Origin of the sequence: Microbacterium sp. 8M (assembly GCF_902506375.1) — a bacterium.
Taxonomy (GTDB): domain Bacteria; phylum Actinomycetota; class Actinomycetes; order Actinomycetales; family Microbacteriaceae; genus Microbacterium.
The window spans coordinates 2,640,006-2,654,216 of record NZ_LR733284.1; the positions used below are offsets into that span (position 1 = coordinate 2,640,006).

Sequence of the window (14,211 nt, forward strand, 5' to 3'; positions counted from 1 at the left end):
GCACCCTGCGCTGTGGATAACTTTCCCGGCAGGGATCCGGATTCTGTGACCATGGCCCGATGAGCACCGCACGAGCAGGGCGCCGGCCATGGACCGATCTGCGCTTCTTCATCGGCCTCCTCCTCATCGTCGCGTCCGTGGCCGGGGTGTGGCTGATCGCGGGCGCCGCCAAGCAGACCAGCCCCGTGCTGCAGGCCGTGCGGACGATCGTCCCCGGCGAGCCGCTCACCTCGGCGGATGTGCGCGTGGTCGATGTCGTGCTCGGCTCCGCGGGCGCCGGGTACCTCACCCCGGCCACCCTGGGACCCGGGCTCATCGCGACCCGCACGATCGCCGAAGGAGAGCTCGTCGCGTCGGCGGCCGCGGCGGACGCGGATGAGGGGCGCACCACGTCGGTCGTCGTGCGCAGCACGGTGCCGGTGCCCGCCGCGGTCGCGGCCGGTTCGGTGGTCGAGCTGTGGGACGCCGAGCCCCTGAGCGAGGGCAAGGGCTTCGCCGAGCCCCGGGTGCTGCTCTCCGAGGCCACCGTGGCCTCGGTGGACCGCGACGACGGCCCGCTCTCGGCCAGGACGACCACGCTCGAGCTCGTGGTGAGCCGCGCCGAGGTCGGAGAGGTGCTCGCCGCCATGACGGGCGGTTCATCCCTGTCCGTCGTCCCGGTCGGAGCGCGCTCGTGACCGCCGTCGTGCTCGCCCTCCCGCCCGCGCGGGCGGAGCCCCTGGCGGAAGAGCTGGAGCTCGCCGGCGTCCAGGTGCTCGCCCGGATCGCACCGGAGCATGCGGCACGCCTGACGGCGCGCGCGCAGGAGCTGCGCGACGCCGACGCCCTGCTGCTGCCCTCGGAACGGGCATGGCTCAGCGGCGCTCTCCGCGACGCCTGCGACCGCGCGGGCGTGCGGATCCTCGCGCTCGGCGACGGCCCCGCCGCGGCGCGGATCGCGCGCCGGCACGGGCTCGGCGCGCCGCTGCCGGCCGGGGCGAGCGGATGGGACGTCGCCGACGCGCTCCGCCCCCGGGCCGACCGCGGCGAGACGGCTGCGGAAGCGGCACCCGAGGTCGCGCGCACCGAGAGCCGCCTCGTCGTGGTGTGGGGTCCGCACGGAGCACCGGGCCGCAGCACGGTGGCCGTGCAGCTCGCCACGCTCCTGGCCGCACCCGACCGCGGGGTCGCGCTGGTCGACGCCGACACGCACGCCCCCGCGATCGCCCTGATGCTCGGGCTCACCGACGACGGGCCCGGCATCGCGGCCGCCTGCCGGCGCGCTGAGCTCGGGCTGCTCGACGGCGCCGAGCTCAGCCGGCTCGCCACCCCGGTCGAGACCTCCGCGGGGACCGTCGACGTGCTGGTCGGGATCAACCGCCCGGCCCGCTGGCCCGAGCTCTCCCCCGCGCGCCTGCGGGCCGCTCTGGAGGCGTGCCGGCGCTGGAGCGCGACCACGGTCGTCGACGTGGCCGCCGCCCTCGAGGCCGACGAGGAGATCGTCAGCGACCTGGACGGCCTGCGCCGCAACGCCGCCGCGCTCACCGCGCTGCACAGTGCCGATCGCGTCGTCGCCGTCGCCGCGGCCGACCCGCTCGGCATCGCCCGCTTCGTGCGCGGCTATGCCGAGCTCCGCGCGGAGGTCGGCGACGTGCCGGTCACCGTCGCCGTGAACAAGGTGCGCCCGGGCCCGCTCGGGATCGACGCACGCGGCCAGATCCGCCGCGCCCTGGATCGCTTCTCAGGCATCCGCGACGTGCACTTCCTGCCTTACGATCAGCGGGCGCTGGACGCCGCCGCGCTGCACGCGCGCCCGGTCGCCAACGTGTCGGGCCGCTCGGCGTTCACCGCCGCCGTACGCACGCTCGCGAACGCTCTGCAGCGCGACGAGCAGCCGAGTCCGGCGACCACGCGCCGGGCGCGACGACGCGAGGCCGCCGCGGTGTGAGCATGGGGCGGCCGCCGGCCGCCGGCTACTGCTTGTAGCTCGCCAGGAAGTTGCCCAGCCGCTCGATCGCCTCGGTGATCACGCGCGGCTCCGGCAGCGTCACGACCCGCAGATGATCCGGCGTCGGCCAGTTGAAGCCGGTGCCCTGCACGAGCAGGATCCGCTCCGCGACGAGCAGGTCGTAGATGAGCTTCGCGTCATCGTGGATCTCGTGGACGTTCGGATCCAGCCGCGGGAAGGCGTACAGCGCCCCCGCCGGCTTGACGCACGTCACACCGGGGATCGCCGAGAGCCCCTCCCAGGCCGCGTCGCGCTGCAGGTGCAGGCGGCCGCTCGGCGCGATCAGCGCCTCGATCGACTGCACGCCGCCCAGCGCCGCCTGCACGGCGTGCTGCGCCGGCACGTTCGGGCAGAGTCTGGTCGACGCCAGCAGCGTGATGCCCTCGATGAAGCCCTTGGCGTGCTGCTGAGGGCCCGTGATGACCATCCAGCCTGAGCGGTACCCGGCGACGCGATACGTCTTGGAGAGCCCGTTGAACGTCAGGCACAGCAGGTCGGGGGCGAGGGTCGCGGTCGAGATGTGCTGCGCGTCGTCGAAGAGGATCCGGTCGTAGATCTCATCGGAGAGCAGCAGCAGATCGTTCTCCCTGGCGACCTGCACGATGCCCTCGAGCACGTCCCGGGAGTACACCGCGCCCGTGGGGTTGTTGGGGTTGATGACGACGATGGCCTTGGTCCGCGGCGTGACCTTGGACCGGAGGTCCTCCAGGTCCGGGTTCCAGCCGTTCTCCTCATCGCACAGGTAGTGCACCGGGGTGCCGCCGGCGAGGCTGGTCATCGCGGTCCACAGCGGGTAGTCCGGTGCCGGGATGAGCACCTCGTCGCCCTCGTCGAGCAGGGCCTGCATCGTCATGGTGATGAGCTCGGAGACGCCGTTTCCGAGGTACACGTCCTCGGGATCGACGAGGGGGAAGCCCTCGACCTGCTCATAGCGGCTCACCACCGCACGGCGTGCCGAGATGATGCCCTTGCTCTCGCTGTAACCGTGCGCCGTGGGCAGCGTCGCGAGCATGTCGCGCACGATCTGCTGCGGGGCCTCGAACCCGAAGATGGCGGGATTGCCCGTGTTCAGCTTGAGCACCGTGTGACCTGCCGCCTCCAGCCGTGCCGCCTCGGCGAGCGCGTTTCCGCGGATCTCGTACAGGACGTTCTTCAGCTTGGACGACTGGTCGAAGGTTCTCGGGGTCATTGCGAAAGCCTATCCGCCGATCGCGGCTGCTCTTCGCACACGGCGCAGCCGAGAGGCCACGCGCCGCCGATTGGCCTGGTACGCGACTCGCGAGGAGGCGGGCGCCGGCGCCGGCGAGGTCAGCGATCCCCGGCGCGCAGCCCCTGGGCATGCGCGATCCGCGCCCGCTTGCTGGTCTCCACGTGCGCCGCGGCGAGGTCGGCCGCCCGCTTCCCGTCACCCGCCTGGATCGCCTCGAACAGCGCGACGTGCTCGTCGCTGATGTGCTGGAGATCGTCGTGCTGCGACAGCGCCCAGCGCAGCCGGCTGCGGATCCCGCGCATCATGTCGCTCAGCAGCCGGTTCTCGGCCAGTTCGGTGACGACGTGATGGAAGTCGGCGGCAGCCCGGCGCGACCCGATCTCGTCGCCCGCCCGCGCCCCGCTCTGCTCGGCCTCGAGGCACTGCTGCAGGCGCGCCAGGCCGTCTGGCCGGCGCCGCTCGGCGGCGAGCCGGAACGTCAAGGGCTCGAGCACGGCACGCACCTCGTCCAGGTCGGTGAGGTCGGCCTCGGTGAACTCGCGCACCACCGCCCATGTGTGCGGGCGCAACTCCACGAGGCCCTCGGCCACGAGCACCTTGAGGGCGTCGCGCACCGGAACACGGCTCACGCCGAACTCGGACGCGAGGTCGCGCTCGATCAGCCGGCTGCCGGGGGCGCGCACGCCGTCGAGGATCGCGTCGCGCAGCCACGCCGCGATCCTGGTGGATTCGAGCTGCCGTAGAGGAGTGCCGGTCACGCGCTCATTCTTCCATCGAACGAGCCTTCAACCGATGCGGCGGCACGGCGATCGACTCCGCGTAACGCGAAGAGGCCGGCACCCGAGCGGGGGCCGGCCTCTTCGCGTTCCGGGGCGGTTACTTCTTGCGTCCCTGGGCGCGGCGCTCCGCACGGTTCGCCGGGGCGGCGTCACCGCCGTCCACGCGCTGCCCGAACGCACCGCGCACGGCCGGCTGTGCGGCCTCCTCGCTGTCGGCCTGTGCTCGCGCCGCGGCCTGGCGGAGGCGGTCCGTGGCGGCCTGCTGCACCTGCCCGCGCTCGTTGCGGACCTCCACGTCGCCGGCGTCGTTGGGGGCGGAGTACTCCAGGCGCTGGTCGCCCGCCGACTCGGCGAGACCCTTCGCCTCGACCTCGGTGATGCCCTCGTCACCGGCCTGGCGCACCTCGACCTCGAGGTTGTAGAGGTAGCCGACGGACTCCTCCTTGATCTGGCCCATCATGGCCTGGAACATCGCGTAGCCCTCGCGCTGGTACTCGACCAGCGGGTCGCGCTGCGCCATCGCCCGCAGGCCGATGCCGTCCTTGAGGTAGTCCATCTCGTAGAGGTGGTCGCGCCAGCGGCGGTCCAGCACCTGGAGCACGACGCGGCGCTCCAGCTCGCGCGTGGCCGCCTCTCCGAGCGCCGCCTCGCGCTTCTCGTAGGCGACCATGGCGTCGGAGACCAGCTCGCGCTTGAGGCCCTCGGCAGTGATACCGCCCTTGCGCCCGCCGGCCTCGGCGACGACCTCGTCGATCGTCACGTCGACCGGGTAGAGCGTCTTCAGCTCGGTCCACAGCGCGTCGAAGTCCCAGCTCTCGGTGTGCCCCTCGGAGGTGTGGTCGTCGACGATCGCGCCGATCGCGTCCTCGATGAAGTGCTTGACTCGGTCGGCGATGTCGTCGCCCTCCAGGATGTGCCGGCGGTCGGCGTAGATCGCCTCGCGCTGCCGGTTGAGCACGTCGTCGTACTTGAGCACGTTCTTGCGCATCTCGGCGTTGCGGGCCTCGACCTGGCTCTGCGCGCTGCGGATCGCGCGGGTCACCAGGCCCGACTCGATCGGCATGTCCTCGGGGAAGTTCGTGCGAGCGAGGATCGCCTCAGCCGCGCCCTGCTGGAACAGCCGCATGAGGTCGTCGGTGAGGCTCAGGTAGAAGCGGCTCTCGCCGGGGTCGCCCTGACGACCCGATCGACCGCGAAGCTGGTTGTCGATGCGGCGCGACTCGTGCCGCTCGGTGCCGAGCACGTAGAGGCCGCCGGCCTCGACGACCTTCGCGCCCTCCTCCTCGACCTTGGCCTTCATGGCCTCGTAGGTCTCGTCCCAGGCCTGCTCGTACTCCTCCGGCGTCTCGACCGGATCCAGGCCCTTCGACTTCAGCTCCTGCACGGCCAGGAACTCGGCGTTGCCGCCGAGCATGATGTCGGTGCCGCGGCCGGCCATGTTCGTGGCCACCGTGACGGCGCCGAGACGTCCGGCGCGTGCGACGATCTCGGCCTCGCGGGCGTGGTTCTTCGCGTTCAGGACCTCGTGCTTGATGCCGCGCTTGCTCAGCAGGCGGGAGAGGTACTCGCTCTTCTCGACGCTCACCGTGCCGACGAGGACGGGCTGCCCCTTCTCGTGACGGGCGGCGATGTCCTCGACCACCTGCGCGAACTTCGCCGTCTCGTTCTTGTAGACGAGGTCGGGCTTGTCCTGGCGGATCATCGGCTTGTTCGTGGGGATCGGCACCACGCCGAGCTTGTACGTGGACATGAACTCGGCCGCCTCGGTGTCGGCGGTTCCGGTCATGCCGGCGAGCTTCTCGTAGAGGCGGAAGTAGTTCTGCAGCGTGACGGTGGCGAGCGTCTGGTTCTCGGCCTTGACCGGCACGCCCTCCTTGGCCTCGATGGCCTGGTGGATGCCCTCGTTGTAGCGGCGTCCGACCAGGATGCGGCCGGTGTGCTCGTCGACGATCATGACCTCGTCGTTCATCACGACATAGTCGGTGTCGCGCTTGAACAGCGCGAGCGCCTTGATCGAGTTATTCAGGAAGGAGATCAGCGGGGTGTTCGCCGACTCGTACAGGTTGTCGATGCCGAGGTAGTCCTCGACCTTCTCGATGCCCGGCTCGAGCACGCCCACGGTGCGCTTCTTCTCGTCGACCTCGTAGTCGACATCGGGCTCGAGGGTGCGCGCGATCTTCGCGAACTCGGCGAACCAGCGGTTGGCCTCCCCCGACGACGGGCCGGAGATGATCAGCGGCGTGCGCGCCTCGTCGATGAGGATCGAGTCGACCTCGTCGACGATCGCGAAGAAGTGCCCGCGCTGGACGAGGTCCTCCTTGCGCCAGGCCATGTTGTCGCGCAGGTAGTCGAAGCCGAACTCGTTGTTCGTGCCGTAGGTGATGTCGGCGTTGTACTGCTCCCGGCGCACCTCGGGCGTCTGCCCCGAGACGATCACGCCGGTGGTCATGCCCAGGGCGCGGTAGACGCGGCCCATGAGCTCGGACTGGTACGTCGCGAGGAAGTCGTTGACCGTGATGACGTGCACGCCCTTGCCGGCGATCGCGTTGAGGTAGGACGGGAAGGTCGCCACGAGGGTCTTGCCCTCACCGGTCTTCATCTCGGCGATGTTGCCCTCGTGCAGCGCCGCGCCGCCCATGATCTGCACGTCGTACGCGCGCATGCCCAGCGTCCGCTTGGCGGCCTCGCGGACGGCGGCGAAGGCCTCGGGCATCAGCTGGTCGAGCGTCTCGCCCTTCTCGAAGCGCGCCCGCAGTTCGGCGGTCTCATTGCGGAGGTCCTCGTCGCTGAGCTTCGCGAAGTCGTCCTCGAGCGCGTTGACGGCCTTGACGACGCCGTTCAGGCGACGCAGGATCCGTCCCTCGCCCGCGCGCAGCAGCTTCTCAAGAGGATTCGCCACGGATTCCATCTCCCTAGGGGTTCTGTGCCCGATCTGTCTCGGGACCCGCGCGCGTCGCGCACGGCATACGGGTTCATGTTACCGGCCCGTGACCTCCGGATCCTGTGCACGGGCGTCGGCCGCACCGCGTTCGCTGGGAGCGTCACGACCGCCCTCGTGCGCGGCGGTGACACGCCGCGGCGCCGGGAGCGGGCAGCGAGGTTTCCAGGTATGCATATACTCGGCAACAGATTCCGGAAGGGACATGCCGATGTCGGTGCGCCAGAGCCTCCTCGCCATCCTCGACCAGGGCCCCTGCTACGGGTACCAGCTGCGGGCCGAGTTCGAGCGCCGCACGGGATCCACCTGGCCCCTCAACGTCGGGCAGATCTACAACACCCTGGAGCGCCTGGAGCGCGACGGACTGGTGGAGCGCGGCGAGGCGGACGAGCAGGGGCACGTGTACTGGGCGATCACGGATGCCGGCTCTGCGGAGGTCGCCGGGTGGCTCTCCTCCCCCGTCGAGCGCGGAGGGAGCGCCAGGGACGAGCTCGCGATCAAGCTCGCCGTCGCGGCGACGCTGCCGGGCGTCGATGCGCCCGCCGTGTTCCGGACGCAGCGGGCCGCCTCGCTCGCCCGGCTGGAGGAGCTGCGCCGCGCGGCGCCGGCGGATGCGGCGGCGGACCGGCCGGAGGACCTCGCCAAGGCCCTCATCGCAGACGCCCTGATCCTCGCCGCGGAGGCGGAGGTGCGCTGGCTCGACCGTGCCGAGGAGCGCCTCGCCGCGCATCCGCAGCACACCCTGGCGCTGGAGCTCTCGACCGAGCGCCCGAAGCGCGGGCGACCCGCGCGCGTCGTCGTCTGAGCCGGCGCCCTGGCCTGCCCCTGATCGCCGACGGCGTAGCGGATCCACAGCCGCGACACGGTCCGGGACCATAGGATCGGCCCATGGCCGGTTTCTGGGGCAGACGCAAACGTGAACAGGAAGAGCTGCAGGCGCAGGACGCGGATCTGGCGCGCCGTGCCGAGCAGGCGATCGTCGCCGCGGACGAGCGGATCCGCACCTCAGCGGACGAGCTCGCCTTCGCCACCGCCGAGCTCGGCGACGAGATGACCGCCGATTTCCGCGCCGCCCTGGACGCGGTGCGCACGCACATGGGCGAGGCGTTCCAGCTGCATCAGCTCAACCACGACGAGATCCCCGACACGGCGGAGGAGCTGCGCACCCGCCACGCGCGCATCGTGCAGCTGTGCCAGTGGGCCGAAGACCTCATCGACGAGAAGTCGGCCGCGATCGCCGACGCGGTGAACCGGGTGCGCAACGCGCCCCAGGTGGTCGCCAAGGTGCGCGCGGACGCCGCGGCCCTCGAGGCGCGGGTGCCGCAGGCTCAGGCGACGGTCGACCGCCTCGCCACGCGGTACTCGGACACCGCCATGCAGCGCATCGCCAAGAGCGCCGAGGAGGCCGCGCAGCTCGTGGTGTTCGCGAACCACGGCGCCGACGTGTTCGAGCGCCGCCGGGACGCCGGCCGCAACCAGGAGGCGGTGCTCGCCCTCGAGACCGCCACCGAGGCCACGCGCCGTGCGGCCGCCCTGCTCGACGCCGTCGACGACTTCGAGATCGAGGCGCTCCGGGCCGAGTCCACCCTCGCGGAGGTCGTCGCCGACTCCCGCAACGACCTGGCGGCCCTGCCGAGTGCGCCCGATGCGCCGGCCGTGGCGGCCGCGGCGCTCGCCCTGCAGCAGGCCCTCGACGGGCTGGCGCCGGCCGGGAGCCGCACCGACCCGTTCGGCGAGCTGACCCGGCTGCGTGCCGCGAACACCGCGCTCGACGCGGCGATCGCCGCCGCCCGCTACCGTGCGGAGCACCCGCTGCCCTCCATCGACGCCGTCCGGCACGCCCTCGACGACGCCGACCGTCAGCTGGGCATCGCGCGCGGCCTGATCGAGGGACACCGCGGCTGGATCGGCGCCGACGCCCGCACCCGTCTCGCCGAAGCCGAGCGCCTGCGCGTGGACGTGCCTTCGCTGCTGCCCGCCGAGGAGACCCGCGAGGAGGCGCTGAGCACAGCCCGGCGCATCGCCCAGCTCGCCGCCGAGGCGCTGCAGCTGGCGCAGCGCGACATCGACTCCTCCCGCCCGAACCAGGGTTGGGGCGGCGGCAACGGCTGGGGCGGCGGCAACGGCTGGGGCGGCGGCGGTCGCGGCTCCGGTGGCGGTGACATCGTCTCGGGCGTGCTCGGCGGCCTCGTGATCGGCGGCCTGCTCGGCGACATCTTCGACTGATCCTCTGACACGTAGGAGCGCCCCGGGACCGAAAGTCCCGGGGCGCTCCTACGTGTCGGCGGATCCTCCGTGCGGGGATCCTCGTCACCGGGTCAGCCGACGAGCTCCTCGGCGGGAGCCGCCTGGGTCGTGAGCGAGATCACGCCGTAGTCCCAGCCCTTGCGCCGGTAGACGACGCTCGGGTGGTCGCTGCGCGCGTCCACGAACAGGAAGAAGTCATGGCCGACGAGCTCCATGCGGTCCACGGCCTCCTCGACCGTCATCCACTCGGGCTCGAACTTCTTGGTGCGGATCACGACCGGGGAGTACTCCTCCTCGACCTCCACCGTCGGGATGGATCCGGTGGACACCGCACGCAGGGTGTCGACGGAGACCGGGTGCACGTCGATGCCCGAGAGCTCGCCGGTGCCCTTCTCGAAGCGCGCGCCGCGCGGGTGGTGCCGTCCGTCGATGCGGCGCTCCTTGGCCCGTCGCACCTGCTCGATGAGCTTGTCGACGGCGAGGTCCAGCGCGACGAACTTGTCCGCGTCGCGCGCCTCGGCCCGGACCAGCGGGCCCTTGCCGATCAGTGTGAGTTCGACGGTCTCGTCCTCGACATGACCGCCACGATAGGAACGATGAGTGACCTTGACGTCCAGGCTCTGCGCCTTCGTCGCGATCGTCGCGATCCGCGCGGTCTTCTCCTCGACCACCGCTCGGAATCGATCGCTGATGCCGACTCCGACACCGACGATGTTCGTTTCCATCCTGACCTCCTTGTTCCGGTCCGCCCGGCCAAGGGCGGACCGTGGTCGCCTTTGTGAGTCCCCACCGTAGTCGCCGTTTCCCGCGATGTCATCCACTATTCATCTGTGTGTCGTAGGGATCCGCTGCACGCCCCGCAGGCCCCCGCTCGCCCGCTCACCCCCGTCGCGGCGTGGCGGCCACGGCGACCGCCCCGACCACCCGGAACCCGGCGGCCCGCAGCGCCCGCGCGGCCTCGGCGCAGGTCGCGCCGGTCGTGATCACGTCGTCGACGACGAGCGCGGTGAGGCCGGCCCCTGCGCGGTCGGCGATGAGGGCACTGGCGACGTTGCGCCGTCGTTCCCGTTCGCCGAGTCCGCGCTGATCCTGAATCCGGCGGGCCGGGACGAGGGCGCGCAGCACGGGGATGCCGGTCGTGCGCGCCAGCGCGTCGGGCAGACGGAATCCGCGCCGCCGGAACGCCGCCCGCGACGTCGGCACGGGGACTACGACGTCGATGCTCCGGGACTCTCCGAGGCCGGCCCGCACCGTCTGCACGGCCGCGGCGAGCGCCGGGCGCAGGGGCCGGATCAGCGTCGTCTGGCCGTCCTCCTTGATGGCCCGCAGCACGGCGGCCGCCGGTCCCGCGAACGCGAGGCCCGCGCACAGCGGCACGTCCCCGGCCTGCACGCGGACGGGGCGCGGCACGAGAGCGGCCGCGCATGCCGGGCACAGGGCTGTCCCCGCGACTCCGCATCCCGCGCACACCGAGGCGAAGACGAAATCGGCGACCTCGCGGACCAGTCGGAGGGCGCTGTCACGGGCTGAGGGATGAAGGAGTCGGATGGCGGAGGGCATCCCGCGATCATGCGCCGCTCCCGCGGGCGCAGCGGCGCGTCGTCCGAATCCGGTGCGCAACGCGCCCGGCGTCGCTCCTGTGCAGGGCGGCCGGGATCAGCCGCCGAGCTGCACGGCGAGCACCTTGACGCCCGCGCCCTCCTGCTGCCAGTTGGGGCCGCTGCGCTGGTACAGCACTTCCCCGCCCAGGACGCGCACGTTCGCGGTCGGCGACCCGGGGGCCAGCATCTGCGCGGCGTCGGGCGCGTCGACCGTCCGCGCGGGACCGCCGACCTGCTGTTCGCGCAGCACCAGGTTCGAGCCGTCGGCGCCCAGCACCCCCACCGTGGTGTCGTCGAGCCAGCCGACGTCCACGGCACCGCTGGGCCAGGCGATGACGTTCGCCTGCCCGAGCGCGGTCGGCGCCCCGCGGTCGTCGCGGGTGATCGCGAAGACCTCCACCCGGAACTGGCCGCCCGCGACCAGGGCCATGGCGAGCCGCGCGCCGTCCCGACTGACCGCGAACGAGGTGACCTGGGACGCGTCCTGCGGGCCGGCGATCGGTCGCGGCGCCACCGACGTCGACCACGCATCGATCGATGCCGGCGCCTGCGCGGGGACGGTCCAGATGTAGCCGAACGGATCCAGGGTCGGGGCGATCAGTCCCCCGCGGCCATCGATCTGGTCGGTCTTGCCGTCGGCGATGGCGTACACGACACCGTCCGCCCCCTGCACCGCCACCCGCTGCGCACCGGTGGCCGCGCTGATCGCCGTGATCGGCTGCGGGAACCCCTCCACCTGGGCGGAGACGCCGCCGATCGGCGTGAGCGCCCCGCCGGCGAGGAAGCCGAAGCCCTTGTCGGTGAGCACGAGCGGTCGGGGATCGACGGCCGTGGACGCCGCCGTGGCGGATCCGGCGTTCGTGTCACGGCCGGCGATCGTGATCTTGACCTGCAGCACGCCCACGCCGACCAGGCTGCGCTCGAGCTGAGTGCGCATGCGCGAGAGCGTCACGGGATCCACGTCGAGCGCCGCGTCGGTGAGCACGATCTCGGCGACCTGCGACTCGGGGGTCACCGTGTTGCGCCCCAGCGCGACATCGCCGGTGAACGCCGTGCGCACGCCGTTCGCCAGCCAAGGGCTGGGCTTGCCGCCGACGAGGGACTGCACGATGCGGCTCGCGGTGTTCTCCCGCTTCGGGAACCACCGCACATCGGGCACGAGGTACGTCCAGGTCGGGTCGAAGTACTGCAGCGAATAGGGCGCGAACACGTCGGCGGCGGCGAACGAGTCCGCGTCCAGCACGATGCCGTCCGGCGCCTGCGAGATCCGCCACTGGCCGTTCTTGTTCTTCTCCAGGACGAACGGCAGCTCGGCGGCACGACCGACGGGCTGCCCCGAGTAGGCACCGGTCTCGTCCACGGTCGCCGTCTGCTGCAGCCCCAGCCGCACGGTGGTGGAGGTCGATTCCTTCGTCACCTCGGGGGCGTCGTAGCGGCGCTCCGCAGAGCCCGTGTCGATAGTGACCCCGGCATCCGGCTTCCACTTCTGGGCCTCGCCGGAGGTGAGGAACTGCCGGGCGATGCCCCAGCTGTCCTTCGGACTGGACGCGGCATCGATGAAACCGCGCACGATCTCCTTGGGATCCATCCCGTCCGACGGCCCCTGGGGCACGAACGCGAGATCCGACCCGCCGTCGCTCTGATTCGCGGCAAGACCCGGGCGCACATCGCCGGTCACCGGAAGCGACGCGCAGGCCGTCAGCCCGAGCAGCGCCATCGCGATGACGGCGGCGCGGGCGATCCGTGCGATCCTCATGACTCCCCCTCGCCGTCCTCCGGCTGCCGGGCCGACGAGCGTGCCGCACCCGCCGGCGCGATGGTGATCGGGTCGGTGCTCACGCCGATCTCGGCGATCGCGTCGACGGGCTCCAGCAGAACCGGCGACGCCCCGTCGAGCGGCCGGGATCCGCGCGGCAGGGTGAGCACGAAGTTGGTGCCCTCCCCCGGACGGGACCACACCGCCAGGGTGCCGCGATGCAGCCGGGCGTCGCCCAGGGCGATCGAGAGCCCGAGCCCGGTGCCGCCGATCGTGCGCTGCCGCGACGGGTCCGCCCGCCAGAACCGGTCGAACACCCGCTCCGCGTCCTCGGGCGTCATCCCCATGCCCTGATCGCGCACGCCGACGGCGACCGCGTTCTGGTTGCTGTCCACCGTGACCACGATCGGGCGGCCCTCCCCGTGCTCGATCGCGTTGCCGATGAGGTTGCGCAGGATGCGCCGGACCCGCCGCGGATCGAGGTCGACCGGGGTGTGCCCTCCGGGCGCGACGAAGCGGAGTTCGGTGTCGTGCGTCTGCGCGAGCGGGCGCATCTCGTCGACCAGGTCCTCCGCGAGATGGGCGAGGCTCGTCGCCTCGGTCTCCAGCTGCACGGAGCCGGCGTCGTAGCGGCTGATCTCCAGCAGATCGGCGAGCAGGGTGTCGAAGCGGTGCACCTGGGTCTGCAGCAGCTCCGCGGTGCGCGCGGTGGTCGGGTCGAACTCCTCGCGGCGGTCGTTGAGCATCTCGGCCGCCAGCCGGATGGTGGTCAGCGGGGTGCGCAGCTCGTGCGAGACGTCGGACACGAACCGCTGCTGCACGAGCGAGAGCTCGCCCAGCTCCTTGATCTGCGCCTCGATGCTGTCCGCCATGGCGTTGAAGGAGCGCCCGAGCGTGGCCAGCTCGTCCTGGCCGTGCACGGGCAGGCGCACGTCGAAGTCGCCGCCGGCGAAGCGGGCGCTCGTGTCGGCGGCCTCGGTGATCGGCTGCACCACGGTGCGCAGGGAGAACCAGGCGATGAGCCCGATCAGGGCGACGAGCACGATACCCGCGATCCACAGGCTCCCCTGGACCAGCACCAGCGTCTGCTCGGTGTCGGCGAGGTCGTACGCGATGTACAGGGCGTACGACCCGGATCCCGCCGCGGACAGCTGCTGACCGACCAGGAGGCCGGCATGCTCGGATCCGTCCGCGTCGCGCAGGGCGACCGGCTGCCACCACTGCTTGGCCTCGTCCTTGGCGACGCGCTGCTGCAGCTGGTCGGTGACCAGCTCGTCCCGGTCGAAGCCGCCGAGGGTGAATCCCGCCGACGACGGACGCGAGTCCAGCGGGAAGACGCCGAGCACCCGCGACGACGAGACCGTCTGAACCGTGTCGCTGACGTCGCGCATGAGCCCGATCACCGCTGTCTGCGTGCCCTGCGTGTTCGCCGAGCTCAGGACCGCCTGCGCCGAGTTCGCCGCGCGCTGGGCATCGTGCAGCGCCTGGTCCTTGCGCGCCTCCCAGAGGTTGTTCTGCACGGCGAGCGCCATCAGCACGCAGGTCACCAGCACGGCGACGCTCGTCAGCGCGAGCGCGATCACCAGCGTGCGGAAGCGCAGCGACTGGCGCCAGAGCCGTGCGATCCGCCGGCCGCTGCGCCGCGCGCCGCGCACCGCCGCGTTCGCGAGCGCCACGGTGTTCGTCATCGGCG

General features: G+C 72.0%; 11 protein-coding genes. 4 read left to right on the forward strand and 7 right to left on the reverse strand.

What is annotated here, in order from left to right; genetic code table 11:
• Positions 1-59 precede the first annotated feature (59 nt).
• Positions 60-677 carry an SAF domain-containing protein gene (locus tag AERO9AM_RS12640; protein ID WP_159576453.1) on the forward strand — a complete coding sequence of 206 codons (618 nt, stop codon included), beginning with the start codon at positions 60-62 and terminating at the stop codon, positions 675-677.
• Positions 674-1,927: an AAA family ATPase gene (locus AERO9AM_RS12645; RefSeq protein ID WP_236602611.1), complete on the forward strand. Its 1,254-nt coding sequence runs from the start codon at positions 674-676 to the stop codon at positions 1,925-1,927. The genes AERO9AM_RS12640 and AERO9AM_RS12645 overlap by 4 nt, the downstream gene beginning before the upstream one ends.
• A gap of 25 nt (positions 1,928-1,952) precedes the next feature.
• Here AERO9AM_RS12645 and AERO9AM_RS12650 read toward each other — a convergent pair whose 3' ends face one another.
• From AERO9AM_RS12650 to secA, 3 genes are all read right to left on the reverse strand, one after another.
• The gene (locus AERO9AM_RS12650; protein ID WP_159576454.1) at positions 1,953-3,176 is read right to left on the reverse strand and encodes a pyridoxal phosphate-dependent aminotransferase; all 1,224 of its coding nucleotides are present in this window, start codon (positions 3,174-3,176) and stop codon (positions 1,953-1,955) included.
• Between the two features lie 119 nt (positions 3,177-3,295).
• A complete protein-coding gene (locus tag AERO9AM_RS12655) occupies positions 3,296-3,955 on the reverse strand; it encodes a GntR family transcriptional regulator (RefSeq protein WP_159576455.1) in 660 nt (219 codons plus the stop codon).
• Positions 3,956-4,073: 118 nt separating this feature from the next.
• Positions 4,074-6,875, reverse strand: coding sequence for a preprotein translocase subunit SecA (secA, locus tag AERO9AM_RS12660; RefSeq protein ID WP_159576456.1), 2,802 nt, complete (start codon positions 6,873-6,875; stop codon positions 4,074-4,076).
• A gap of 250 nt (positions 6,876-7,125) precedes the next feature.
• Between secA and AERO9AM_RS12665 the strand changes: the two genes are divergently transcribed.
• Both AERO9AM_RS12665 and AERO9AM_RS12670 read left to right on the forward strand, forming a co-directional pair.
• A complete protein-coding gene (locus AERO9AM_RS12665; RefSeq protein ID WP_159576457.1) occupies positions 7,126-7,719 on the forward strand; it encodes a PadR family transcriptional regulator in 594 nt (197 codons plus the stop codon).
• 83 nt (positions 7,720-7,802) lie between these two features.
• Positions 7,803-9,140 carry a hypothetical protein gene (locus AERO9AM_RS12670; protein WP_159576458.1) on the forward strand — a complete coding sequence of 446 codons (1,338 nt, stop codon included), beginning with the start codon at positions 7,803-7,805 and terminating at the stop codon, positions 9,138-9,140.
• A 92-nt stretch (positions 9,141-9,232) separates the two neighbouring features.
• Here the strand turns inward: AERO9AM_RS12670 and hpf are convergent, their stop codons facing one another.
• From hpf to mtrB, 4 genes are all read right to left on the reverse strand, one after another.
• On the reverse strand, positions 9,233-9,886 hold the full coding sequence (gene hpf / locus AERO9AM_RS12675; RefSeq protein WP_159576459.1) for a ribosome hibernation-promoting factor, HPF/YfiA family: 654 nt from the start codon (positions 9,884-9,886) through the stop codon (positions 9,233-9,235).
• A gap of 154 nt (positions 9,887-10,040) precedes the next feature.
• Positions 10,041-10,721, reverse strand: coding sequence for a ComF family protein (locus AERO9AM_RS12680; protein WP_159576460.1), 681 nt, complete (start codon positions 10,719-10,721; stop codon positions 10,041-10,043).
• A gap of 96 nt (positions 10,722-10,817) precedes the next feature.
• A complete protein-coding gene (locus tag AERO9AM_RS12685) occupies positions 10,818-12,518 on the reverse strand; it encodes an LpqB family beta-propeller domain-containing protein (RefSeq protein WP_159576461.1) in 1,701 nt (566 codons plus the stop codon).
• A complete protein-coding gene (gene mtrB, locus AERO9AM_RS12690) occupies positions 12,515-14,206 on the reverse strand; it encodes an MtrAB system histidine kinase MtrB (protein ID WP_159576462.1) in 1,692 nt (563 codons plus the stop codon). The genes AERO9AM_RS12685 and mtrB overlap by 4 nt, the downstream gene beginning before the upstream one ends.
• Between the last annotated feature and the right edge of the window lie 5 nt (positions 14,207-14,211).

Coding starts and splice junctions, on each gene's coding strand:
- AERO9AM_RS12685 (WP_159576461.1), bottom strand. CDS start 12,518: ATGAGGATCGCACGGATCGCCCGCGCCGCCGTCATCGCGATGGCGCTG.
- mtrB (WP_159576462.1), bottom strand. CDS start 14,206: ATGACGAACACCGTGGCGCTCGCGAACGCGGCGGTGCGCGGCGCGCGG.
- AERO9AM_RS12650 (WP_159576454.1), bottom strand. CDS start 3,176: ATGACCCCGAGAACCTTCGACCAGTCGTCCAAGCTGAAGAACGTCCTG.
- AERO9AM_RS12670 (WP_159576458.1), top strand. CDS start 7,803: ATGGCCGGTTTCTGGGGCAGACGCAAACGTGAACAGGAAGAGCTGCAG.
- hpf (WP_159576459.1), bottom strand. CDS start 9,886: ATGGAAACGAACATCGTCGGTGTCGGAGTCGGCATCAGCGATCGATTC.
- AERO9AM_RS12665 (WP_159576457.1), top strand. CDS start 7,126: ATGTCGGTGCGCCAGAGCCTCCTCGCCATCCTCGACCAGGGCCCCTGC.
- AERO9AM_RS12680 (WP_159576460.1), bottom strand. CDS start 10,721: ATGCCCTCCGCCATCCGACTCCTTCATCCCTCAGCCCGTGACAGCGCC.
- AERO9AM_RS12640 (WP_159576453.1), top strand. CDS start 60: ATGAGCACCGCACGAGCAGGGCGCCGGCCATGGACCGATCTGCGCTTC.